22 protein-coding genes are annotated in these 24,220 nt (G+C 59.0%); 2 read left to right on the top strand and 20 right to left on the bottom strand.

Annotated elements, in window-relative coordinates:
* Nucleotides 1-16: 16 nt before the first annotated feature.
* The 9 genes from cyoD to nagA form a co-directional block, all read right to left on the bottom strand.
* Nucleotides 17-349: a cytochrome o ubiquinol oxidase subunit IV gene (gene cyoD, locus ASG35_RS13880; protein ID WP_056358006.1), complete on the bottom strand. Its 333-nt coding sequence runs from the start codon at nt 347-349 to the stop codon at nt 17-19.
* A complete protein-coding gene (gene cyoC / locus ASG35_RS13885; RefSeq protein WP_056358009.1) occupies nt 350-958 on the bottom strand; it encodes a cytochrome o ubiquinol oxidase subunit III in 609 nt (202 codons plus the stop codon). It lies immediately after the preceding gene.
* Nucleotides 958-2,949: a cytochrome o ubiquinol oxidase subunit I gene (gene cyoB / locus ASG35_RS13890; RefSeq protein WP_056358824.1), complete on the bottom strand. Its 1,992-nt coding sequence runs from the start codon at nt 2,947-2,949 to the stop codon at nt 958-960. Before cyoB ends, cyoC begins: the two co-directional genes overlap by 1 nt.
* Before the next feature lie 15 nt (nt 2,950-2,964).
* A complete protein-coding gene (gene cyoA / locus ASG35_RS13895; RefSeq protein ID WP_056358011.1) occupies nt 2,965-3,858 on the bottom strand; it encodes a ubiquinol oxidase subunit II in 894 nt (297 codons plus the stop codon).
* 299 nt (nt 3,859-4,157) lie between these two features.
* Nucleotides 4,158-5,522, bottom strand: a complete 1,365-nt coding sequence (locus ASG35_RS13900; RefSeq protein WP_056358014.1) for a DUF1996 domain-containing protein — start codon at nt 5,520-5,522, stop codon at nt 4,158-4,160.
* A gap of 326 nt (nt 5,523-5,848) precedes the next feature.
* The gene (nagE, locus tag ASG35_RS13905) at nt 5,849-7,624 is read right to left on the bottom strand and encodes an N-acetylglucosamine-specific PTS transporter subunit IIBC (RefSeq protein ID WP_056358017.1); all 1,776 of its coding nucleotides are present in this window, start codon (nt 7,622-7,624) and stop codon (nt 5,849-5,851) included.
* A gap of 105 nt (nt 7,625-7,729) precedes the next feature.
* Nucleotides 7,730-10,321: a phosphoenolpyruvate--protein phosphotransferase gene (gene ptsP, locus ASG35_RS13910; RefSeq protein WP_056358020.1), complete on the bottom strand. Its 2,592-nt coding sequence runs from the start codon at nt 10,319-10,321 to the stop codon at nt 7,730-7,732.
* A gap of 14 nt (nt 10,322-10,335) precedes the next feature.
* Complete coding sequence (locus ASG35_RS13915; protein WP_056358025.1) at nt 10,336-11,343, bottom strand: SIS domain-containing protein; 1,008 nt, start codon at nt 11,341-11,343, stop codon at nt 10,336-10,338.
* Nucleotides 11,336-12,439 (bottom strand): N-acetylglucosamine-6-phosphate deacetylase, encoded by a 1,104-nt coding sequence (gene nagA / locus ASG35_RS13920; RefSeq protein ID WP_056358027.1) that lies wholly within the window; start codon nt 12,437-12,439, stop codon nt 11,336-11,338. Before nagA ends, ASG35_RS13915 begins: the two co-directional genes overlap by 8 nt.
* Before the next feature lie 787 nt (nt 12,440-13,226).
* On the opposite strand from nagA, the gene ASG35_RS13930 reads away from it, so the two are divergent.
* Nucleotides 13,227-14,024, top strand: coding sequence for a bifunctional helix-turn-helix transcriptional regulator/GNAT family N-acetyltransferase (locus ASG35_RS13930; RefSeq protein WP_162244411.1), 798 nt, complete (start codon nt 13,227-13,229; stop codon nt 14,022-14,024).
* Between the two features lie 84 nt (nt 14,025-14,108).
* Here the strand turns inward: ASG35_RS13930 and ASG35_RS13935 are convergent, their stop codons facing one another.
* Genes ASG35_RS13935 through ASG35_RS13955 form a run of 5 tightly spaced genes read right to left on the bottom strand, consistent with a single transcriptional unit; the run spans nt 14,109 to nt 18,271 of the window.
* A complete protein-coding gene (locus ASG35_RS13935; protein ID WP_056358036.1) occupies nt 14,109-14,708 on the bottom strand; it encodes an SCO family protein in 600 nt (199 codons plus the stop codon).
* Entirely contained in the window at nt 14,705-15,610 is a 906-nt protein-coding gene (cyoE, locus tag ASG35_RS13940; RefSeq protein ID WP_056358039.1) for a heme o synthase, read from the bottom strand. The genes ASG35_RS13935 and cyoE overlap by 4 nt, the downstream gene beginning before the upstream one ends.
* A 6-nt stretch (nt 15,611-15,616) precedes the next feature.
* A complete protein-coding gene (locus ASG35_RS13945; protein WP_056358042.1) occupies nt 15,617-16,774 on the bottom strand; it encodes a COX15/CtaA family protein in 1,158 nt (385 codons plus the stop codon).
* Nucleotides 16,775-16,808: 34 nt separating this feature from the next.
* The gene (locus tag ASG35_RS13950; protein ID WP_082508378.1) at nt 16,809-17,471 is read right to left on the bottom strand and encodes a cytochrome C oxidase subunit I; all 663 of its coding nucleotides are present in this window, start codon (nt 17,469-17,471) and stop codon (nt 16,809-16,811) included.
* A gap of 56 nt (nt 17,472-17,527) precedes the next feature.
* Nucleotides 17,528-18,271 (bottom strand): SURF1 family protein, encoded by a 744-nt coding sequence (locus ASG35_RS13955; protein WP_056358048.1) that lies wholly within the window; start codon nt 18,269-18,271, stop codon nt 17,528-17,530.
* 108 nt (nt 18,272-18,379) lie between these two features.
* On the opposite strand from ASG35_RS13955, the gene ASG35_RS13960 reads away from it, so the two are divergent.
* The gene (locus ASG35_RS13960; RefSeq protein ID WP_056358051.1) at nt 18,380-18,589 is read left to right on the top strand and encodes a twin transmembrane helix small protein; all 210 of its coding nucleotides are present in this window, start codon (nt 18,380-18,382) and stop codon (nt 18,587-18,589) included.
* A 208-nt stretch (nt 18,590-18,797) separates the two neighbouring features.
* Here the strand turns inward: ASG35_RS13960 and ASG35_RS13965 are convergent, their stop codons facing one another.
* The 6 genes from ASG35_RS13965 to coxB all read right to left on the bottom strand — a co-directional run bounded on the left by ASG35_RS13965 (nt 18,798) and on the right by coxB (nt 24,172).
* Nucleotides 18,798-19,655: a cytochrome c oxidase subunit 3 gene (locus ASG35_RS13965; protein ID WP_056358054.1), complete on the bottom strand. Its 858-nt coding sequence runs from the start codon at nt 19,653-19,655 to the stop codon at nt 18,798-18,800.
* 73 nt (nt 19,656-19,728) lie between these two features.
* Complete coding sequence (locus ASG35_RS13970) at nt 19,729-19,935, bottom strand: DUF2970 domain-containing protein (RefSeq protein WP_056358057.1); 207 nt, start codon at nt 19,933-19,935, stop codon at nt 19,729-19,731.
* A 72-nt stretch (nt 19,936-20,007) separates the two neighbouring features.
* Entirely contained in the window at nt 20,008-20,580 is a 573-nt protein-coding gene (locus tag ASG35_RS13975) for a cytochrome c oxidase assembly protein (RefSeq protein ID WP_082508379.1), read from the bottom strand.
* An 8-nt stretch (nt 20,581-20,588) separates the two neighbouring features.
* Nucleotides 20,589-20,729 carry a cytochrome oxidase small assembly protein gene (locus ASG35_RS32115; RefSeq protein WP_086383990.1) on the bottom strand — a complete coding sequence of 47 codons (141 nt, stop codon included), beginning with the start codon at nt 20,727-20,729 and terminating at the stop codon, nt 20,589-20,591.
* A gap of 92 nt (nt 20,730-20,821) precedes the next feature.
* Nucleotides 20,822-22,459: a cytochrome c oxidase subunit I gene (gene ctaD / locus ASG35_RS13980; RefSeq protein WP_056358060.1), complete on the bottom strand. Its 1,638-nt coding sequence runs from the start codon at nt 22,457-22,459 to the stop codon at nt 20,822-20,824.
* 90 nt (nt 22,460-22,549) lie between these two features.
* Nucleotides 22,550-24,172: a cytochrome c oxidase subunit II gene (coxB, locus tag ASG35_RS13985; protein ID WP_056358063.1), complete on the bottom strand. Its 1,623-nt coding sequence runs from the start codon at nt 24,170-24,172 to the stop codon at nt 22,550-22,552.
* Nucleotides 24,173-24,220: the final 48 nt, after the last annotated feature.

The following is a 24,220-nucleotide window of genomic DNA, read 5'->3' on the forward strand; positions in this document are numbered from 1 at the left end:
TGCCACCGCTAAAAACTTAGCGCGACATCATGTGGTGGCCAACGTTATGCATGACCCACAACGTCCCGCCAATCACGATCACCGCCACCAGGATGGTGAATCCGAACGCGACGACGTTCCATCGCTGCGATGACGACGTGTTCATGTGCAGGAAGAACACCAGATGCACAAGGATCTGGATGAACGCGAGTACCGCGATCGCGACGATTGTTTCCGTTGGACCCATGGCCTTTTGCATGACCAGACCGAACGCCGCGGCCGTAAGCACGACCGACAGAACAAAGCCAATGACATACGAGCGCACGCTGCCGTGACTCGCGCCGGTATCGATTGAATGTGCGTGTGCCATTTATACGACGCTCGTCAGATAAACAAAGGTGAAAACGCAAATCCAGACAACGTCGAGGAAGTGCCAGAAGAGGCTCAGGCACGCCAGGCGCGTCAGATCGCGTTGGGTGATTTTCTTGTTGCCGATAACCTGCACCGCCAGCACTACCATCCAGATCAGACCGGCCGTGACGTGCAAGCCGTGTGTTCCCACCAGCGTGAAGAACGCCGACAAGAACGCGCTGGTTCCTGGACCATAGCCTTGCTGGAGCAGCAGATGGAACTCATGAATTTCCAGCCCGATAAACGCTGCACCCAACAAGAACGTGACGCCAAGCCAGCTGAGCAGCGAGGTCTTCTTGCCCTTGTACGCGGCGAGCATGCCGAAACCAAACGTGATGCTGCTCAGCAGCAGAATGCCGGTTTCCAGCATGACGCCAGGCAGTTCGAACACGTCCTTGCCTGAAGGGCCTCCTGCGAACTGGTTACCCATGACGGCGAACACGGCGAACAGCGACGCAAAGATGATGCAGTCGGTCATCAGGTACACCCAGAACCCGAGGACCGTATTCGATGAGCCGTGGTCGTCGTGCGACTCCGGCATATCGTGTGAAATGGTTTTAGTCAGCATTACAGTGCCTCCTGCAGGTCGCGCGAGCGTGTTGGCGCCGGCGGGCCATCCATTCCGGCCACAGTTGCAGCAGGAATGGTGTAGTCGATGTCATTGTCGTAGCTGCGAATGATCAGCGTGACGATCACGCCCAGCAATCCGGCAATCGCGAGCCACCAGATGTGCCAGACAAGCGCAAATCCAATTGCCAGGCTGAACAGCGCAATCACAAGACCGGCGCTGGTGTTGCGCGGCATGTGAATATCGCGGTAATCCTCGCGGGCGAGGCGCGTGCGGCCTCGTTCCTTCATGTGAGCGAAGGCGTCGAGCTCATGCACCACCGGCAAGACCGCGAAGTTATAAACCGGTGGCGGCGAGCTGGTTGCCCATTCGAGCGTACGGCCATTCCACGGATCGCCAGTGACGTCCTTGTACTCGGGTGTGTTGCGCTTCACGACGCTCACAACGACCTGCGCCACCTGACACAGCACGCCAACCAGAATGATCAGGGCGCCAATCAGCGCAACGACCATGTAAGGCTGCCAGCCGGGGGTGTCGTAGTGATTCATACGGCGGGTTGCGCCCATGAAACCGAGTACATAAAGCGGCATGAACGCGGTCCAGAACCCGATAAGCCAGCACCAGAACGCGCACTTGCCGAGCGTTTCGTTCAGCTTGAAACCGAACGCCTTCGGGAACCAGTAGGTGAAACCGGCCAGATAGCCGAACACCACGCCACCGATAATCGCGTTATGGAAGTGAGCGATCAGGAACAAGCTGTTGTGCAGCACGAAGTCCGCGCCCGGCACGGCCAGCAACACGCCGGTCATGCCGCCGATAGTAAACGTCACCATGAAGCCGATCGTCCACAGCACGGGCGACGAAAACTCGAGCCGTCCCTTATAGATGGTGAACAGCCAGTTGAAGATCTTCACGCCAGTCGGAATGGCGATGATCATGGTCATGATCCCGAAGAACGCATTTACGTTCGCGCCGGAACCCATCGTGAAAAAGTGATGCAGCCAGACGAGCAAAGACAACACCATGATCGAGCACGTGGCGTAGACCATGGTCTTGTAGCCGAACAGCGGTTTTTTGGCGAACGTGGAGATGACTTCCGAATAGATGCCGAATGCAGGCAGCACGAGGATGTATACCTCCGGATGCCCCCACGCCCAGATCAGGTTCAGATACAGCATGGCATTGCCGCCGCCATCGTTCGTAAAGAAGTGCATGCCGAGGTAACGGTCGAGCGCGAGCAATGCAAGCGTTGCCGTCAGGATCGGGAACGTGGCAAGGATCAGCACGTTCGAGCACAGCGACGTCCACGTGAACACCGGCATTTTCATGTACGTCATGCCAGGCGCACGCATCTTGACGATCGTGACGAAGAAGTTGACGGCCGTAAGTAACGTCCCTATGCCGGACAGCTGCAGGCTCCATAAGTAATAGTCGACCCCCACTCCTGGACTGAACTCCAGTTCCGACAAAGGCGGATACGCGAGCCAACCCGTTTGTGCAAAGTCGCCGATCACCAGCGAGACGTTGATCAGAATCGCTGCAACTGCCGTCATCCAGAAACTGAGCGAGTTGATGAACGGGAACGCAACGTCCCGTGCGCCAATCTGCAGTGGCACGACAATGTTCATCAGGCCGATCATGAACGCCATCGCCATGAAGAAAATCATGATGACGCCATGCGCGGTGAAGATCTGGTTGTAATGCTCGGGAGGCAGGAATCCCGGCCCGTTATACGCAAGCGCGAGCTGACCGCGCATCATGAGGGCATCGACAAAACCGCGCAGCAGCATCAGCACGGCGACCACGATGTACATCACGCCGATTTTTTTATGATCGACAGATGTCAGCCATTCGCTCCACAAATAGCCCCACTTCTTGAACCACGTCAGCCCAGCGACCACGGCCACCACAATGAGCACCATGAACGCTGCCGCGCCCATGACGATGGGCTGGTCGAACGGTATGTCCGCCAGCGTTAGTTTTCCCAGCAAATTTCCAAACATGGCTTATCCCTTCGTACGGCAGATGGGGTCGGGTATGTTGCGAGCATGCCCGTTGTTGTATTTCGCGACGATGGTCTGAAACAGATTTGCGTCGACCTTCGAGAAGTACTGGACCGGATGCTTTTCGGTCGGCGAGGCAACCGCCGCGTAGTTCGGGCCGTCGAGCTGACTTGGCGATGCCTTCACCTTCGCCACCCAGGCTGCAAATTCTTCAGGCGTGGTCGCGATGGCGCGAAACTTCATGTCCGAGAAACCCTGGCCGCTGAAGTTCGCAGACAGGCCGGCATAGTCGCCTGCGTGATCGGCGATCAAATGCAGCCTGGTTTGCATGCCCGCCATCGCGTAGATCTGGCCACCCAGTTGTGGGATGAAAAACGAGTTCATCACCGAATCCGACGTGATCTTGAAACTCACCGGAGTGCCAACTGGAAAATGGATCTGGTTGACCGTGGCAATACCAAGATCCGGATAGATGAAAAGCCATTTCCAGTCCAATGCCACCACTTCGACATTAATTGGCTTTACTTCCGACACCAGCGGCTTATAAGGATCGAGCGCATGCGTGCTCTTATAAGTCAGTATTCCGAGATAAAGAATAATTAAAGCCGGAACCAGCCAGACCACGATTTCGATCTTTGTCGAGTGCGCCCATTTCGGCAAATATTCAGCCGATGTATTCGATGCCCTGTATTTCCATGCGAAAAAAAGCGTAAGAAAAATCACCGGTACAACCACAATCAGCATGGCGTACGTGGACGTTAGAATAAGATTCTTCTCAGCCAGTCCGATGCTACCTTTAGGATCGAGAAGATCCATCTGGCCACCGCAACCCGACAAAAGAAGAGCAGGGAAAATTGCTAAGCGCTTGCAAAACCCCGACCCCGAATTTTGTTTCATACCTTGCCCGATTTCAACGTTTTTGAGATATTACGTTTAGACTGTTAGTGAGCCTCGGGCAAAGGGTATCGCGATTTCAAGGGTGCAATTGCTCGAATTTATTTAAAGAATATTTTGTGATTTATTCGATGCGGCTTATTGTCACGGATTAAATTTGTAATTTTATTTATATCTTTAAAATAATTACCGAGACAATCAGAAACGCTTAAGAAGATAAGCGCTTAATGTTAAGAAAATCAGCAGTTCGACGGAAACCGTACGAACTGCTTTGACCTGCCTCACGCTTATTCGTTATCTGCTTATTTGAGATAGAGCCCGGGCGTCCACATTCCCTCGCGCGATGAAAACGTGACGGTGCGCCCAGTGTTGTTGCGAATGCACAGTGCGATCTGCGCGGCGCCGGCAGATTTTTGTGCGGCAATGTAGCCGGAGATTTCGTTGATCCGCACCTGCTTGACGTTGTCCAGGTAGATTCCGCCGATCCGCTCGCTCGTGCTGCACGCAGCCGTAGACGGCAGGTTTGGGCCATCGTCCCATGTCGTGGTGGCGGCGTAGAGATCCAGCATGACCGCTTCGCCGTCGGTGGAGTTGCCGCCGTATGTCTGCAAGTACGACTTGGCGTAGGGGTAGTCGTTTAGGTTGGTTGGCATCGGGAACTTGATCAGGACCGCGTTGCCCGGTACTGAAACCACGGTCGCATCGACCGGATGAGTCGTGCCGTCGCTGTCGACCTGGACGTCCGCGCTTGCCGCAGAGTAATAAGTGGGAATGCCGCTACCGCAGCTTCCCCCAGTCTCGGGCTTGTTCAAGCACATATCGACAAGATACTTCATGGTCGACACATGCCACACGTTGAAGAAGTCACCATGCGCCGTGTACATGCTGCCCCATTGCGGCACCCATTCGCCATTCTGGAACACGGGATCAAGCGAAAGTTGCGCGGTCGAGAGGTCCTGATCACTTCCCAGGTCGTAAGCCAGATTCAACTGCAACTCGGGGATCTTGACTGGATACGCTGCGGGACACGTGCCGTCGCTATTTCGATACCCCACGTTCAGCTTGCCGTTCGCGGCCTTCATGAGGTTATTCATTCGCTCCGTTCGGCTGGTTCCGAGATTTGGTTTCAGCGAATGTCCATCCCAGCAATCCGGAAACCGCACTGAGATGTTGAGCTGTGAAGTTCCACCGGGAGTACTTGGCGGACAACTCGTTGGCATCGTCGATTTATATCCGTATCCCGAGCATAGAAAACTGACGTGCGAGTTTGGCGCCGTGCCCATGTGATCCCCAGCCAGCATTTGCAACCCTGGTGGCGGAGCAGTTACGGGCACCACGGCCTGATCGTTCTTGTAATAGGTCTTCTGATACGAAGGAACGATGATGCCGGACGCGCGCTTCAATTGTGGCGCCCAATACGACGAGACATCCGCGCTGGCATTGCACGTCGTTACTTTGTTGGCCGCAAGCGACTCATACGTGGCGTTCGCATTCGATCCCGGATTACCGAAGAAATCATGCACCATCGCCTCTCCCGGCTTGCCTGGGTACACGATCGGATCATCCGGCAACGTGTGCGAATACGTGCACTGCACGGAGAATGAAGCAGCCGCATGTGCCCCGCAGACAGTCGTTAAAAGCACCAACCCCATAACAAACTTTTTCATGAGCAACTCCTGTCATAGAAACTGAAATGCCGAAGAAATGAGTTTCGCGTTTTATAAATTGATTAGGATTCTTTATTTAATTAAAGCGATGTTATGCAAAAGCGAAATGTTCCGGGAGCAATCATTGACCTAATGAGAAACGAAAACCGAATTGGTTCTGATTTATAAATACTTAGGTTAACTTATTTTTTACCAACCAAATAATAGACCCGGATCATGACTTTCGCCATGCCGGGTCTTAAAAGGTTTAACAGCAACCTAAAGGAACTTAATGAATCGCGAACTCATTGCAGATGATGAGTTCGCGTAGCAGCATCAAACAAACATCATGCCGGCAGCGGCGACGCTCCGTTGCCCGGCGATAGACGCTTCGCCATCGTTGCAGCGTAACGCGGCGCCGAGTTGCCTACGACAATATGGAACGTATCGGCGGAAACCCAGGCTACGTCGAGCGTCGACAAGCGTTGACGATCAACCGACGACGGATCGCGCACGACCACACGCAGGCGCGTGGATGCGACGGCATCAAGGGAAGCAACGTTCGTTGCGCCGCCGAACACCGCAAGCCAGCGCACCGGGTCCGGATCGAGCGGGCCTTGTTCGCCGGCCGGAACGGCTGCCAGCGGCGCGGTTTCGGCAACAGCGGGTTTGGACGATGCCGGCGTCGCGCCGCGCGTGGATGAGCGTTCGAGTTCGGTGCGGATTTCATCAGAAATGAGATCGGCTTCCGGTCCAATGATCACCTGCACGTTCGTCGCGCCACGCTTCAACACGCCACGTGCACCAATCGCCTTCAACTGAGGTTCCGAAACCTTTTCCGAATCGACCACGGACAAACGCAGACGCGTCGTGCAGGCATCGACGAGCGTCAGGTTCGACGCGCCGCCCAACGCCGCGATGTAACGCACGGCGCGCGGCACAGTTGCGCCAGCGGTCGGCGAAACGAAACCCGTGTTGTCGAACGATGCGACTTCTGCGTCGGTCGTCGCGGGTTCGCGGCCCGGCGTCGCCATATTGAACTTGCGGATGAAGAAGCGGAACAGGCCGTAATAGACGAGACCATAGACGAGGCCAATAGGAATCGCCAGCCAGCCGCGCTGCGAGAGACCATAGTTCAGCACATAGTCGATCGCGCCAGCCGAGAACGTGAAGCCGAGGTGAATGCCCAACGCCGAGCAGATCGCGAGCGACAAACCCGTGAGCACTGCGTGGATTGCATACAAAACCGGCGCGAGGAACATGAAGCTGTATTCGATCGGCTCGGTCACGCCCGTCAGGAACGCGGTCAGCGCCATTGAAAACAGCAGGCCGCCCACGACTGCGCGACGTTCCTTCGGTGCTTCGTGGAACATGGCCAGACACGCTGCCGGCAAGCCGAACATCATGATCGGGAAGAAGCCCGTCATGAAGCCGCCAGCGGTTTTATCGCCGGCAAAGAAACGATGCAAGTCGCCCGTCACCGCCGCGCCGCCGCCCGTTGGCGTGTACGAACCGAAAACGAACCACGCAAGCGAGTTCAGGATGTGGTGCAGGCCCGTGACCAGGAGGATCCGGTTCAGCACGCCGAACACGAACACGCCGATTGCGCCCGCGCCCGTCAGCCAGCCGCCGGCTGCATCGATCGCCGCTTGAATGGGCGTCCAGATGTAGCCAAAGACAATGCCGAGCACCAGACAGGCCACCCCCGTGACAATTGGCACGAAGCGTTTCCCCCCGAAGAACGCGAGGTACTCGGGCAGCTTGATGTCCTTGTACTTGTTGTAGAGATACCCGGCCACGCAACCCGCAACGATCCCCGACAGCACGCCCATGTTGAGCTTGTCGTTGATGTCCTTCATCACCGCAATTTCAATCAGATAACCAATGGCGCCAGCCAGACCGGCCGTGCCGTTGTTGTCTTTCGCGAAACCCACTGCCACGCCGATGGCGAACAAGAGCGGCAGGTTGGTGAAGATGGTGTCGCCTGCATCGGCGATCATCTTGATGTTGAAGACATCCGGCTGACCAAGGCGCAATAGCAGCCCGGCAACCGGTAGCACCGCAATCGGCAGCATCAGCGCGCGGCCGAGTCGCTGCATTTTTGCAAACGGGTTGGCGTCCATCGAATTCTCCAAAGATAAGTGTCTTGTCGTTGATCGTGAGGTGAAGCTGTTGTCGACCGATTCTTTTTACTAATGAACGCGAAGGCTGGCAGCCGGAAGGACGTGTTAGTCCAGCGGCCAGATTTCGCGGCTTGCTGCTCTTACTGCCTGTGCCGATTCGAGCGCCAATGCATCGAGCGCGCGCTGGCGGCACAGTGGGTAATCGAGTTTGCGCACGAGCGCCTTGATGCCGGGGACCGAAACCGGATCCACCGATAATTCCGTCACGCCCAGCCCCACGAGCAAGGGCACCGCGACCGGATCACCACCCAGCGCGCCGCAGACGCCGACCCACTTGCCGTGCTTCGCGGCGCCGTCGGTTGCCGCCTTGATGAGGCGCAGGACGGCCGGATGCAAACCGTCGGCTTGTGCAGCGAGATCGGCCTGGCAACGGTCCATGGCAAGCGTGTATTGGGTGAGATCGTTCGTGCCAATAGACAGAAAATCCGCATGCCGCGCGAGCTGGTCGGCGAGCAACGCGGCCGATGGCACTTCGATCATCACGCCGACCTGAATGGGATCGGTGCGGCCAATTTCGGCCGCGAGTTCATCGATACGCTTTCTCAAGCGCACGAGTTCACCCGAGTCGGTCACCATGGGCAGGAGAATGCGCACCGTGCCGAACGGCTTGACTGCGAGCAGACCACGCAACTGGTCGTCGAGCAGATCGGGGCGAACTTGCGCCAGGCGAATGCCGCGCAGGCCGAGCGCCGGGTTGGTTTCGGGCGGCAGCGTGAGGTAATCGACTTCCTTGTCCGCGCCTACGTCGAGCGTGCGGATGATCGCCGTGCGTCCACTCAACGCGCCGACAATCGATTGATAGCTTTCTGCGTGCTCAGCGGCGGTCGGCGCCGACTGGCGATGAATGAACAACAGTTCCGTGCGCAAGAGGCCGACAGCATCGGCGCCGTTTTCGACGGCAGTCCTGGCGTCGTCCAAAGTCGCGATGTTCGCCGCGACTTCGATGGTCCGGCCATCGGCGGTCGCGGCCGCTGCCTGCGACGTCTTCCTGTTCACCTCGCGCACACCCGCAAGACGCTGGCGCTCGAGGCGCGCGCGCTCCACATCGAGTGCGGTGGGTGCGTATTCCAGACGGCCCGTGGTTGCATCGACGACGACTTGCGTGCCATCAGGAATTGCATGCAGCGCGTCGCCGACTGCGACCAGCGCTGGAATGCCAATCTGACGCGCGATGATCGCCGCGTGCGACGTCGCGCCGCCACGCGCCATGACCAGCGCCGTCACGCGCGTGCGATCGAGCGAAGACAGATCCGATGGCGTGAATTCGTCGGCGGAGAGCACGGCTTCGTCGGGCAACTGGCGCGCGGCCGAGTTCGTATAACCGAGTGCGCGCAACACACGTTTTTCGATATCGCGAAGATCCGCGGCGCGCTCTGCCAGCAACGCGTCTTCCACGTTCGAAAGCAACACAATTTGCGCACGAATCGCTTCGCGCCATGCGAACCCGGCGCTCTTGCCGAGGCTGATCAGGTCGCGCGCGGCATCGAGCAAAGTCGGATCTTCGAGCAACACGCGATGCACCGCGAAAATTCCCGCCTCGCCAACCGCGCCGCGTTGCGAAGCCGTGCGTACCGTTTCGTCGAGTTCTGCGTCGATGGCCGCAATCGCCTTGTCGAGCAAGCGGCTTTCCGCCGCCGACGTTCCTGTTGCCTGTTCGGGCGGCGTGACGTCGTTGTCGTCCCAGCGGACCAGCTTGCCAACAGCAATCCCCGCCGATGCACACACGCCCGCGAGCGTGTTCGGATCGAGCGGCGTGCCGGCATCACGCACGGTGGCAACGGGCGCCGGCGAACGCGCGCGCGCCGGTTTCTCTTCCACTTCGCCATGTGCTTCGCGCAGCAATTCGGCGGCGACCGCTTCCACCGCCGCCGCCGCTTGCGAACCCACGCCGAGCAACTCGACGGTCGCGCCTTCGCCCGCGCCGAGTCCGAGCAAGCCGACGACGCTTTCTATAGGCGCCTTGCGGCCGTTGAAACGCACTTCGACCTTGGCGTCGAAACCGCGTGCCGCTTCCCGAGCGCGCGCGGCCGGTCGCGCATGCAATCCGCCGGCATGACCTAGCGTAACGTTGCGGCGCGCTTCGTCTGTGACATTCGACGTGCTGCGCGCAGCATCCGCCTTCACGCCGTCCTTGCTGCGCAGAACCAGCAACTGGCTTTCGCCCGCCCGCAACATGCCGCGACTGGCGCGATTGACCACATCGAAAGCATCGCTGTTCGCCACCGCGATCACCGAAACAAGACTCGGCGCATGTTGCGCGACGTAATCGGCATCGAATTCGATCAGCACGTCGCCCGCGCGCACGGTCGCGCCCTGCTCCACTTTCGGCGTAAAACCTTTGCCGCCCAGCTCGACCGTATCGATACCGATATGCACGAGGATTTCCGCGCCCTGCGGCGTGCGCAAGGTCACCGCGTGATGCGTGCGCGCGAGGTGCGTGATGACGCCATCGCATGGCGAAACCATCACGCCCGCAAGCGGATCAATGCCGATGCCGTCGCCGAACATGCCGTCGGCGAACACGGGATCGGGCACTTCGGCGAGCGGCACCATCGGCCCGGTGAACGGCGCGACCAATACAAAATCGCTCTGGTTTTCAGGGGAATGATTCAACAGGGACTCCTCGGCACGGCGCATCGGATTTCTCTCGATTAACGGGTTTCGGTGACTTTGGCCAGGTGGCGCGGCGCGTCGGGATTGCGCCCGCGCGTGGCTGCCAGGCTGTCAGCCATCACATAGAAAGACAGGATTGCCGCGATCGGATCGAGCGCGAAATGCGCGGTCTCGACGAGCGGCAGATTGGCTTCGGGGATATCGGCGGGCGCGGCGAGCAGCACACGTGCGCCACGGGCGCGCATGTCGCGGGCGAGCTGAACGAGCCCAGCCTGCTCGGGTCCACGCGGCGCGAACACCAGCAGCGGATAGTCTTCGCCGATGAGTTCCATCGGGCCATGCCGCACTTCTGCGCTCGAGAACGCTTCGGCTTGAATGCCCGAGGTTTCCTTCAGCTTGAGCGCTGCTTCCTGAGCGATCGCAAGCCCGAGGCCACGGCCGATCACGATCATGCGATCGACGTCCTTGAGCTCATTGACAGCATGCGACCAGTCGAGCTTGCCGGCGGCGCGCAAAGCGTCGGGCAGCGACTTGAGTGCGTTGAGCAACTCGGCGTCTTTCTGCACATGCGCGATCACGATTGCCGACAACGACAGGATCGCGATGTAGCTCTTGGTCGCCGCCACCGACAATTCCGGGCCGGCCAGCAACGGCAGATTCCATTCGCACGCTTCGGCGAGCGGAGAATTCGGCGCGTTCACCGCCGCCACGGTCAGTGCGCCGGCGTTGCGCAAGGCTTGCATCGTGCCGATCAGATCCGGACTTTTGCCCGACTGCGAAAACGCCACGGCCAACTGGCCTTTCACGCGCAACGGCGCTTGCTGCAGGGTCGCAACGGACATGGGCAACGAAGCGACCGGCACGCCGATACGGCTCATGGTCAGCCCTGCGAAGTAACTTGCGGCGTGATCCGACGAACCGCGCGCAACCGTCAGCGCAACGTGCCGCGGCTCTTCGGCGAGGCGTGCGGCGAGCGCTTCGATGTGGGATGTATCGGCAAGCTGGGCAAGCACCACGTCGGCGGATGCCAACGCTTCATCAAGCATATTCGACAATTGATTCACCTTCTACATAAGTTGCTGTCAACGCCAGTTCACGATCGAACACGACGAGGTCCGCCCACGCGCCACGCGCAATCCGGCCGCGATCTTCAAGACCGAGGTAATCGGCGGCGTAACGGGACAAGCGATTGGAAACATCTGCCATTGGCAAGCCGATGGAGACAAGATTGCGCAGCGCCTGATCCATCGTGAGCGTGCTGCCGGCGAGCGTGCCGTCGGCGAGACGCACACCGCCCATGCACTTGGTCACGTGCTGGCTTCCCAGGCGATATTCGCCGTCGGGCATACCAGACGCCGACGTGCTGTCGGTCACCACATACAGGCGTGGGATGGCTCGCAACGCAGCGCGGATTGCACCGGGATGCACGTGGAGCAGATCGGGAATCAGCTCGGCGTACTCGGCGTGCGCGAGCGCGGCGCCGACCATGCCAGGATCGCGATGATGCAGCGGCGACATGGCGTTGAACAAATGCGTGAAACCCCGCGCGCCATGCTTGAGCGCGTTGACCGCGTCGTCGTATGTACCTAGCGAATGGCCTAGTTGCACGCGCACGCCGCGCGCCGCCATTTCCTGGATCACGTCAATGTGCCCGGAAATTTCCGGCGCGATGGTCACCACGCGGATGGGCGCGAGCGAAAGGTATTTAAGCACCTCGTCGCGCACTGCAACGGCGGCGGCGTCCGGCTGCGCGCCGAGCTTTCCAGGATTGATATACGGGCCTTCCAGATGCACGCCGAGCACGCGCGCGCCGCCGGGCGCACGGCGAACGGATTGTTCGCCGAGGCCGGCGACCACGGCCATCAATTCGTCGCGGGGCGCGGTCATGGTGGTGGCGAGCATGCTGGTGGTGCCGTGCTTCGCGTGCTCACGCGCGACCGTGACAGCGGCGTCGCCGCCTTCCATGATGTCGGCGCCACCGCCGCCGTGTACATGGCAATCGATGAAACCCGGCAGGATATACGGGTCGTCGTTGGTTCTGGGGTCCACGCTCGCGCCTTCGAGCGCCGTCACCCGGCCGTTCTCGAACGCGATCGAGCCATGTATCCAGCCGTCGGTCGTCAGGATGTTTCCTTTCAGCATGAATCTCTCTCGTGAAACGTACTGCGTGACGCGCCGTTGGCAGCGTTCGCGTGGCGGGCAGCTTCAACGTGCCCGTTCATCGATGCTTCGACGCGTGGCAAGGCGCCATCAGCCGTCACGCCCGCTGCGAGCGAGCTGAAAATTCCAGGAAACGACCTGGCTATTTTCGGCGACGGCGGACTTCGCCCCGGATTGTTTTTATCGAAACCTGTTACGGCATCTCACAGCGTGGAAACCGCAACCTACGCTACGGACAAGACCGACAGCAAACGCCTGAACGACACCTTAATTGATGTTTCTTGATCAATTTTTACGAAGCGTTTGTCCACCAAATGTTCATAAGAATCGTCGTATGCCGGCCTCGATTGGCGAGCCCATTATATAACCAAAATAATACCAGTCAATTTACGAAATCATAATGCAACGCATTTCAAAAATTGTTAATTATCAATAGCTTGCGTAAAACACTGCGCTATCCGACCATTGATTTCGCATTGGTAATTACCCTCGGATAAAGCCCACTTCAACGCGGCTGGTCTACACACTATATCCGCCCGGAACTCTCCGCAAGATGTCGTCAGACGCAAGGTTCGCACGGTCATACTATTTTTCGGCACAATGATCCTGATCGATTCGCCGGGGGAAACGGCGAAGCGCCAATACAAAGAGAGCGAGGCAAAGAATGGGTGGTTGCGCAAGCGATGGGCTGAGAGATGCGGTGCGCCGTTTCCAATGGTTTTACACACGCAATGTTTGGGCGCCGTATGAACTGGCGGATCAGAACGTGATGTCCCCAACTGAATGGCGGGTCTTGTTTGCGATCATGGATGCGGGCACGACGATCGCGGCCGATCTGTCTCGCGCGCTGCAGATCAACACGGGCTATCTCAGCCGAATGCTCAATGAGTTCGAGCGTAACGGCCTGATCGAAAGGAGTCCGCACGCCGGTGACGCTCGCAGCAGCCAGATTTCGTTGACGCCTGTCGGCGAAAGCGCGCTGACCGCAACGAGCACCGGCGTGCGCGACAACGTGTCGTCGGCGCTCAAAGCCATGACGCCGGACGAAGGCTCGCAACTGATGGCATCCATGGAAGCCGTCGAACGCTTGCTCACCCTTTCGCAAAACGGATCGCGTGCACGGCTGCGCGGTCCGCGGCCGGGCGATTTTGGCTGGATCGTGGATCACGAAGCGCGAATGGCTGTGGGAGGCGATGCCGCAAAACGGGCGCGGGAGATTCACGCGGCGCGGATTGTCGCGGAATTTTTGACGGCGCCCGATCCCACGCGCAACGCGTGCTGGATCGCGGAGGAAGATGGCGTGAGCGCGGGAGCAAGTCTGCTGGTCTGCGCGCCCGGGTCCGCCGATGCGCGCATCGCCGTGCTTTTTGTCCTTGATCCGGATGCAAAACATGATCAAATCGGTTGGCAACTGATCGACGCTTGCCAGGAGTTTGCGCTCGAGTCGGGTTATGAACGACTGAGTTGCATACCCGATCTGCGCCATGAGCTTTTCCAGCCCCTGCTCCAACGTTGTGGCTTCCGGCCGCGGCGCAGCGATCAAACGATCTGGGAGAAGAACTTGTAGTACCGCGCCTGAAAGCACAAAGGCCGTTTCGGCTTGCGTCGGAACGGCCTTCTGGTTTCTGCGATGTTTCGGGACGCGTTTCGCTCAGTCCAGCAACAACTTCAGGTCATGGACCCAGATATCCACGCCTTGTCCGTCGCGGGCGAACAGCCTGAGCTGCCCTTGTGGATCGAAGACGTAGCTCGCGGCCGTATGGTCCATGGTGTATTCACCCGGCGCCTTGCCTGGAACCTGCGCGTAATACACGCGGAAATCTTTCGTGATCTTAACGAGCTGAGCGGTATCGGCGGGACGCAAGCCGATAAACGAAGGGTTGAACGCCGACACGTATTCGCTCAGCAACGGAGCGGTATCGCGGGCGGGATCGACGGTGACCATCAGCACTTGAACGCGCTTGGCGTCGTCGCCCAGCTTTTGAAGCGCTTGCGACAGTTCGGCCATGGTGGTCGGACAGACGTCCGGGCAATGTGTGTAGCCGAAGAACAGTACGACCGCCTTGCCCTTGAAATCGGCCAGGGTGCGCGGCTTGCCGCTGGTATCGGGTAACGAGAAATCGCTGCCGAACTGAGTATTGCCGGTAATGTCGAGATTCGTGAATGCGGGCTTGCTGTCGCATGCGGCCAGTAATACGGCGGCCAACGCAAACCCAATCCACACCACCATCCCGCGAACTGAAAACTTCATACGCCGATCACCGTCCGCACGTAATGATCCACGAGCAGTGCGCCGAACAGCAGCGACAAATACACGATGGAAAACCGGAAGGTCTTGCGCGCGAGAGCATCGGAATAATCACGATAAATCTTCCACGCGTACCCAAGGAACATGCCGCCGAGCACAACCGCGGATGCGAGATACAGTACGCCGCTCATGCCCGAAATGAACGGCATCATGGTCACGGCGAAGAGAATCACGGAGTACAAAAGAATATGCAGACGTGTGTATTGCTCGCCATGCGTGTTCGGCAACATGGGCAGGCCGGCGTTCTCATAATCTTTCCGGCGGTACAACGCCAGCGCCCAGAAATGCGGAGGTGTCCAAACGAAAATGATAAGAACGAGGATCCACGCGTCGCCGGGAACGTGGCCCGTCACTGCCGCCCAGCCAAGCGCCGGCGGCATTGCGCCGGAAGCCCCGCCAATCACGATATTCTGCGGCGTGGCCGGCTTCAGCAAACACGTGTAGATCACCGCGTAGCCAACGAACGTTGCAATGGTCAGCCACATGGTGAGCGCGTTCGTAAACGTGTAGAGCGTCCACATGCCCGCTGCACCGAGCACTGCCGAGAACAAAAGGATCTGCGCCGGCGTGATTTCGCCACGCGCGGACGGACGCCATGCGGTGCGACGCATCATGGCATCGATTTTCTGCTCCATCAGGCAATTAATGGCGAACGCGGCGCCCGCCAGCAACCAGATACCGACTGTTCCGCCAATCAACACGGTCCAGGGCACCATACCCGGCGTTGAAAGAAACATGCCGATGACCGCGCAGAAAACAGCAAGCTGCGTGACGCGCGGCTTGGTCAACGCGATGTACTGGGAAAGGCGGCTGCCGGAGGGGGAAATCAGTGTTGTGCTGTCCATAGAAACTCACGGAGCCTGGCGCGGGAGTGATGCGGATACCGCGTCCAGCGAGGCGGTGGCGGACGTTGCCGCAGCGGGGCTAAGAGCGAAGCCGTGGCGGCTGGAAGAGATCCGAAAGTTTATCATAACGAGCAGTAGTAACAGGACGGCCGCACCGCCGTTGTGCGCCACTGCAATGGGCAACGGCCACTGCAGCACGATGTTCGACAGCCCGGTCAGAAACTGCAGCACGATCACGAACATTACGCCGTTCGCGGGTCTTCTCAAAGATTCAAATCGACGCAGTTTGGCAGCCAGCCACACCAGATAAAGCACCACGACGACCGCGAAGGTGCGATGCGTCCAGTGGATCGCGACCAGCGCGTCTTGCGAAATGACATCGCCGTCACCGGTCATGCCGAGCGCGCGCCACAAGTGAAAACCGTGCTCGAAGTTCATTGGCGGAATCCAGGCGCCGTTGCATAGCGGGAAATCCGTGCAGGCGAGCACCGCGTAGTTCGTGCTGACCCAGCCGCCGAGCGCAATTTGCACGATCAACAACAGCAAACCCACGAGCGCTGCCGGCAGCCAGCGCGCGGCGGCGGGGTTTATCGATGGAACCGGCGTCTGGCGCGCGGCCAAGAGCCCCAGCGAACCGAGCAGCGCGAGGCCGAGGAGCAAGTGAATGGTCACGATCACCGGCTGCAACTTCATGGTGACCGTCCACGCGCCGAATGCACCTTGAACCACGATCAGCAACAAGATGGACGTGGGCCACCACGGCGAAACATGCAGCGGGCGACGCTTGATCCGCGCCGTCCACGCAATGATCACCTGCGCGATGATCAACACGCCGATCGCCATCGCGAAATAGCGGTGGATCATTTCAATCCACGCCTTGCCGATACTCACCGGCCCCGTGGGCATGGCCTGATGCGCGGCGGTGATGGCCGCATGCGCGATAAAAGGCGACGACGTTCCGTAGCAACCCGGCCAGTCAGGGCAACCGAGGCCGGAATCCGTGAGGCGCGTGAATCCACCGAACATCACGAGGTCAAGCGTGAGAAACGTGGTCAGCCAGACGAGCTTGCGGAATTTGTTGTCGTCGGCTTTTACCCAGACGTACGAAAGCGGCAACAACGCAATGCAAATGCCAATCAAGCCGAGTTGTAAAACGTAAGTCATACCTGCATGGTTCCTGTTGTCTCAACCTTTTGTCTCAACCGATACGCGACCACTTCAGCAGCTTTGCCAGATCGGCCTTGATCTTTTCTGGCCGCGGGTCTTTCGGGAAACGCATCATCAAATTGCCGTTTGGATCGACGAGAAAGATATGGTCCGTGAGCTGTGAATCCGCGCCTGCCGGCAGCCACGCGGCGACGGCTTTCGGATCGGCGATCAACATGCGCGTATCCGGCTGCGGATAGGCCGTCTGAATGACGGGAGCGACGGGTTTGTCGTCGGTCCGAAGCCACACGTTGACCACGCGCTCGCGTTCAGCCGATTGCAGCGCGCGCACCTGACGCATGAAGAAAAGCCGCGTGACGCATTTTTCGTTGCAGTCGCCGCCATTGACCGTGACCATCAGCCACTTGCCGCGCAAGGCGGAAAGCGGCATGGGCTTGCCTTGTTCGTCGGTCACGACGAGTTGATCCGGAATCGGACGCTGCGGTTCAATCAACGCGCCGTAACTCGTCGTGCCGCCAGTCGGCTTGACCACGTAGTACATGAAATAGGACGCCAGGACCGGCGCCGCGCACACGAACGCGAGCAACAGCAGCATCCAGCGGCCCTTGTTCCACGATCCGGGCGTGCGCTCCTGCTGCTGCGCACGCGCTTTGTTAACCGCGGACGGCGAAGGACGGGGAGTTTGCATGGACAAAATTTGCCTCTATTCGTTTAGGAGCGTCGCAACATCCGGATTGTGTGAGTGCTGCTTCACGCGTTGCCATCGATTGGCTGCGCAGCGCCTTCTTTCAACTCGTCTTTTTTCGCCGCCCGACGCGCGGCGTAGAGCCCGAACCCGAGCGCTGCAGCCGCCATGCCCCACCACTGGAGCATGTAGCCGTAATTCGTATCGACACCCATTGTGGGCGCCGGCCAGTCCCGCACCAGCTTGTCGCCCGTATTGTTCAGTTGCTGGATCACGAACGGTTGCAGCGGCAAACCCGTCTCGGCGGCGTACGCGGCGACATCCAGATTCTGTCGAATCTTCAGTTTCGCAGCCGAACCGCCGTGCCCAAGCTCGAACGCCTGCGATGCATTCGCGCGCGCAATCCCTTCAATTTTCACTTCACCGCCGGGCGTTACATACGGTTCGATACCCGTGCGATCCGACAGATTCCGCGGCAGCCAGCCACGGTTCACCAACACTACACCGCCGCCATCGAGCTTGAGCGGCATCACGACGTAAAACCCCGGCTGATCCTGATAAGGCCGATTATCGAGATAAACGGCTTGGTCGGGCATGAACGTGCCACGCGCGAGCACGCGATGAAACTCGATGTCCTTCAGCGCCATCGGCTCCGCGCCTACGAGTTGCGCCGGCGCGTTCTCGAACGCAACGATCCGCGCATTGAGCTGCTCTTTCTGATGCGCGCGATCGCGTTGCCAGAAGCCAAGCCGCACCGTCACCGCCATGACGATCAAGATGATCAGTGCCGGCCAGAAGCGGATTTTCATACGGTGCCTGCCACGATTCCAGCGACGAAACTTTCAACCCGCACGCGGCACATTACCTGCGATGCGATAATCGAGGAATCGAACTTCTTAGGCCAACTGGCTGTTTTCATGCACATATTCGTTGCCATCGCATTCATTCTCATCATCGGCAGCCTGGGTTCGGCGCTGTACTTCATGATGACCGACAAGGGCAAAAGCAAGCGCATGGTGTGGTCGCTCGCCATGCGTGTCGGGCTATCGATTTCGTTGTTCCTTTTCATCCTGTTCGCGCACTGGATGGGATGGATTCAGTCTACCGGTATCCCGCTCGGACGCTGAGCTTGCCTTCCGCGCGCCACGATTGCGGATTTTCACCGGATACGCGTAAAACAATCCATTCGATCCCGCGACAAAAGCGCACATCGCAAAAAAGCAAAACGCCGCCCGAATCATGTCGAGGCGGCGCTTTTGTAAAGCATCTTCTTCAATCGACTTCAAATTGCTGATGAAAGGTCGCGCTGATTAGCGCGTCCTCCCCTGCGCGCGCTTACAGCCAGTAGACGACTACGTAGAGCCCCAGCCAGACCACATCCACGAAGTGCCAATACCACGCCGCGCCTTCGAAAGCGAAGTGATGGTCTGCTGTGAAGTGCCCGCGAATCACACGCACCAGAACGACCGTCAGCATCGTGCCGCCGAGGAACACGTGAAAACCGTGGAAGCCGGTCAGCAGGAAGAACGTCGAGCCATAAACGCCCGAAGCCAGCGTCAGGTTCAGTTCGTTGTAGGCGTGGAAATATTCGTAGCCCTGGCAGAACAAGAACAGCAAACCAAGACCGACAGTCGCTGCCAGCCAGATAATCGTCTTCTTACGATGATTCTCGCGCAACGCATGGTGAGCCACGGTCAGGGTGGCGCCCGAACTCAGCAGAAGCGCGGTGTTGATCGTCGGCAGCGGCCACGGCGTCATGGAGCGGAAATGGGAAACCAGCGCAGCGGGACCGTTGTTCGGCCACACAGCCGAGAAGTCCGGCCAGATCAGCTTGTAATCGAGACTGCCAAGTTCATGCAGCGCAATCTGCCGCGCGTAAAACAACGCGCCGAAAAATGCAGCGAAGAACATGACTTCGGAAAAGATGAACCAGCTCATGCTCCAGCGATACGACAGATCAACGTTCTTGCCGTACATGCCGCCTTCCGATTCCCCGATGGAATCGCCAAACCAGTGCCACAGCGTGTAAAGCAGCCAAAGCAGGCCGATAACAAAGCCGATCGGCCCCCACGGTTCACCGTTCACCCACGACGCCAGCGAAGCCATCGAGATCAGAAGGCCGGTGGCGGCCATGATCGGATGCTTCGACGGATGCGGGACGAAATAGTACGGGCTTTCGTTTTGACCGCTCATTATTGATTCTCCACTTCGATCCAGTTGCTTGAATTTTTTATCGCCTCAGCGCCGCACCGCAGCGCCGCCAGCTTTATCCCACTACCGCCCGCACCACCACCAGCAACACGATGATAAAAAGCGCCGCCCCAATTACGCCGGCCGCGATCAGATGCAGCGGATTCAGGGACGCATCGCTTTCGAGGTCGCGGCGACGGCGCACGCCGAAGAACGACCAGAAAACCGCTTTCAGCAACCGGAGAAAACTGCTCTTCGGCGCCGGGTTGTGTGTTTCGACCATCTTGCTTCTCCGTCGCCGCATGCGGCTTTCGGCGGCTTTACGCGGCTTGTGCGCTACGCAAATACGGCCTTACTAAGTACCGCTTCGTGACACCGACGCCGGGGCGGTCAGCTCAAAAAACGTGTACGACAACGTGATCGTCTTCACATCCTTGGGCAGCTTCGGATCCACCACGAACACCACAGGCATGCGCCGCGTCTCGTTCGGCTTCAACGTCTGCTGCGTGAAACAAAAACATTCGATCTTCTTGAAATACTCCGTGGCCTGCATGGGCGCGTAACTCGGAATGGCCTGCGCCTGAACCGTGCGCGACTGCTGGTTGGTCACCTCGTACATCACCGTCATCACTTCGCCAGGATGCACGTCCAGCGTGTTCTGCTCCGGCTTGAACTGCAACGGGCCGCGCGCGTTGGCATCGAATTCGATTGCGATCTTGCGGCTCGTGTCGACCTGCGTGTTTTTCGCTTCCCGTGCGCCCACGTCGCGCTGCACGAGATTGTTGATGCCGGTAATAGAACAGATCGCGCGATACATGGGCACGAGCGCAAATCCGAACCCGAACATGGCGGCCGCGACGACGATCAACTTGAACATCATCGTGCGATTGAACGCGCGGTCTTCCTTTACTTCCTGAGGCGTCGACACGTTGCTCCCTAGCCTCTCGAACGCACGTATTGGTCGACAACAACGGCCAGAAAAAACACCGCAGCTACCGCCAGCAAGATGAATCCAAGCCGCTTGTTGCCTGCGCGAACTTCCGCGGGCGTGCGTTGCTTCTGTGAATTACGCGTCATCCGATCAGGCTTTAATCCGCTAGTCATGCATTCGCTGTCAATGTGCTGCGCCGCGTGCGCCCGCTTTCTTGGCGAGGCGCACGATAAGGCGTTTATTCAACCTGCGGCGGACGCTCGAACGTGTGGAACGGAGCCGGGCTCGGCACAGTCCATTCCAGTCCTTCAGCGCCATCCCACGGTTTGTCATCGGCCTTCACCAACTCGCCACCGCCGCGATACGTCGGCAATGCAACGGCGAACAGGAAGTACACCTGTGCCAGACCGAAACCAAATGCGCCGATAGTCGCGATCTGGTTGAAATCCGTGAACTGCGCCGGGTAATCTGCATAACGACGCGGCATGCCGGCGAGGCCCAGGAAGTGCATTGGGAAGAACGTGATGTTGAAGAAGATCATCGACGCCCAGAAGTGGATCTTGCCGCGCGTCTCGTTGTACATCCAGCCTGTCCACTTCGGCGCCCAGTAATACCAGCCGGAGAACAGCGCAAACAGCGATCCGGCCACGAGCACGTAGTGGAAGTGCGCCACCACGTAGTAAGTGCCGTGCATCTGGATATCGAGTGGCGCCATGGAGAGGATCAGGCCCGTGAAACCGCCCATGGTGAACACGAACAGGAAGCCGATGGCGAAGATCATCGGCGTTTCAAAGGTCAGCGCGCCACGCCACATGGTGGCAACCCAGTTGAACACCTTCACGCCTGTCGGCACCGCAATCAACATGGTCGCGTACATGAAGAACAGCTGGCCCGTTACCGGCATGCCGGTCGCGAACATGTGGTGCGCCCAGACCATGAACGACAGAATCGCGATGGAAGCCGTTGCGTACACCATCGAGCTATAGCCGAAAAGCGGCTTGCGCGAGAACGCCGGAATCACCTGCGACACGATCCCGAACGCAGGCAAGATCATGATGTACACCTCGGGATGCCCGAAGAACCAGAAGATGTGCTGGTACATCACCGGATCGCCGCCGCCCGCCGCGTTGAAGAACGACGTGCCGAAGTGGCGATCGAACAGCACCATGGTGATCGCGCCTGCCAATACCGGCATCACGGCAATCAGCAAGTACGCGGTAATCAGCCATGTCCAGCAGAACATGGGCATCTTCATGAGCGTCATGCCAGGAGCGCGCATGTTCAGGATCGTCACGACAATGTTGATCCCGCCCATGATCGACGAAGCACCCATCAGGTGGATCGCGAAAATGGCGAAGTCCATGCCCGGGCCCATTTGCGTGGACAAGGGCGCGTACAGCGTCCAGCCCGCAGCAGTCGCGCCGCCAGGAACGAAGAACGACGTGATCAGCAAGATGGCGGCAACCGGCAGCAGCCAGAAGCTGAAGTTGTTCATCCGGGCGAACGCCATGTCCGACGCGCCGATCTGCAGCGGGATCATCCAGTTCGCGAACCCGACGAACGCCGGCATGATCGCGCCGAACACCATGATCAGGCCGTGCATGGTGGTCAACTGGTTGAAGAACTCGGGACGCATGATCTGCAAACCAGGCTCGAAGAGCTCGGCGCGGATCATCAACGCCATCACGCCTCCGGAGAGGAACATGATGAACGAGAACAACAGGTACAACGTACCGATGTCCTTGTGGTTGGTCGCGAACAGCCAGCGACGCCAGCCGTAAGGCAGTTCGTGCGCGTGCTCGTCGTGCTCATGACCGTGATCATGAGCGTGGCCGTGTTCGTGGCCCGCGGTTACATCGTGTCCGATGCTCGACATGACAATCTCCTAAAGCGAATACTGCGGCACTTGGGCGATACGCTACGCCTGCTTTCTTTCAGAAGGAAGCTGGACGTTCGGGTACGTACGTCAAGCAGCCGGACTGATCTCAACACGCCGTGCTTCTCTCGCGTCAGCACCGCCCGTGATCGTTTCCGGCTTTTTCAAAATAATGCGGTCTTCCGCAATGCCCGCGGCCTTCAGCGCGTCGCGAACGGCCTGTGCGCGCGTCTTCGCCAGATCGGCGTTGGTCGCGGCAGAGCCGGTTGCGTCGGTGAAACCCGATAAGTTGAACTTCGCGTCCGGATGCGCCTTCGCGTAATCAGCGGCAGCCTGGACGGCTGCTGCGGCATCGGCGGGCAAAACGCTCTTGCCCGTTTCGAAATAGATACTGGCGGGAAGTCCGGCCGACTGAGCCGCGCCGTCCGACGAAGCCGGAGCCGAAGCCGCAGGCGCCGCGCTCGCCGCAGTGTCCGAACCTGCTGCCGGAGCAGCAGCGCCGGCCGCCGCGAGATGATCGCCGCCTTCAGGCATCTTGCCGTTGCGGGCATCCGCGACTTGCTTCGGCTGGAGAATGTCGCCCGTGTGGTTGCCCCACGTATTGCGCTCGTACGTGATCACCGAAGCGATTTCGACGTCGTTCAACGTCGCGCCCCAGTTCGGCATGGCGCCCTTGCCCTTCAACACGATGTTCACGTGCTCGGCAATCGGACCGTTGGCGATCTTGCTGCCATCGAGCGCCGGGAACTGGCCCGCGCCCTTGCCGGTCGGCTGGTGGCAGACCGCGCAATTCGCCGTGTAGACCTTTTCACCACGCGCTTTCAGCTCGTCCATGGTGTAGGTCTTGTTTGGATCATCGGCGCTGGCAGCCATTTTCTTCTTCTGGCCATCGACCCATTTTGTATAGTCGTCGGCGGAAAGCACTTCCACCACGACCGGCATGTACGCGTGTTCCTTGCCGCACAACTCAGTACAGAAACCACGGAACGTGCCGATTTTCTCGGCCTTGAACCATGTGTCGCGCACGAAGCCTGGAATCGCATCCTGCTTCACGCCGAACGCCGGCACATACCACGAGTGGACTACGTCATTGGCAGTCGTGATGATGCGGATTTTCTTGTCGACAGGAACCACGAGCGGGTTGTCGACTTCCTGCAGATACAACTCGCCGATCGGTTCCTGGCCGTTGACCTGGCTACGCGGCGTGGTGAGCGTGGACAGGAAATTAATGCCTTCGCCCGGCCCTTTCACGTAGTCGTAGCCCCACTTCCACTGATAACCGGTCACTTTCACGGTCAGATCGGCGTTGGTGGTGTCCTTCATGGCAACCACGGCCTTTGTGGCCGGCAGCGCCATCAGCACGACGATCACGAACGGAACGATCGTCCAGATGATTTCGACGGTCGTGCTTTCGTGGAAATTGGACGCCTTGTGCCCCTTCGACTTGCGGTGCATCAGGACCGAATAGAACATCACGCCGAACACGCCGAGAAAAATCACCGTGCAGATGATCAGCATGAACGTATGGAGGCCGTAGAGCTCCTCGGCGATCTTCGTCACGGGCGTCTGGAAGTTGAGTTCGTTCACTCCAGGACCGCCGGGAACGTCACTGACCGCCAGGGCTGCGCCGGCGAACAGGAGTCCGCTTAACGCCAGCACGCCCGAGAGGGCTCGCTTGATTGTTTTCATAGCTTCCTTACCCAAAATTTCCATTCAGACCCTCGACCCCCGTTTGCATCCGTCCGACTCCTGCACCGCATC

This window comes from Burkholderia sp. Leaf177 (genome assembly GCF_001424345.1).
Taxonomy (GTDB): domain Bacteria; phylum Pseudomonadota; class Gammaproteobacteria; order Burkholderiales; family Burkholderiaceae; genus Caballeronia.